The sequence below is a fragment of the Olsenella sp. HMSC062G07 genome (assembly GCF_001811895.1).
Lineage (GTDB): Bacteria > Actinomycetota > Coriobacteriia > Coriobacteriales > Atopobiaceae > Olsenella_F > Olsenella_F massiliensis.
In genome coordinates, this window is record NZ_KV806946.1 from 1 (window position 1) to 502 (window position 502).

Sequence of the window (502 nt, forward strand, 5' to 3'; positions counted from 1 at the left end):
GAGGGGAAGAGCACCAGTGCCGCCACGGCGACCGACCCGGCCATTCCCGCGGGCGATCTTCTGGAGGGGGCGACGGAGGCATGGATGCCCCTGTGGCGCATCCCCCTCGACGGCATCACGGTCGGTAAGCCTGTCGCCCTTTTCGATATTCTGGCGCCGGCGGCGGATGTATGGGATTCCGTATCCCCGACAATTCTCTACGAAAACGCCTCGAACACCCTGAAAGGACCAATCACGCTCTCAGAGGCCCCGACGAACTTCGCGCGCGTCACGTACTTCTGCAAGACCGACGACGGCGACCGGTTCTCGGTCGAGGTGCCCGGCTCGTCACCGACGTTCCTGGCCTCGTGCTGCCGATGGCAGGGCAGCACGCCGGCGGTGTTCGTCAAGTCGCGCGCCTACTCCGTGTCGGGGCGGACGGTTGACACGTATGCGGACGTCGCGGGAGGGGCGACCCACTACCAGTCCGGCATGGCGGCCATAAACACCAGCACCAACACGG

Annotated in this window: 1 protein-coding gene; it reads left to right on the forward strand. The window is 65.9% G+C overall.

The genetic code is table 11. The features are described 5' to 3' along the window. On the forward strand, positions 1-502 hold a 502-nt coding region (locus HMPREF2826_RS09390), incomplete at both ends, for a hypothetical protein (RefSeq protein ID WP_168163968.1).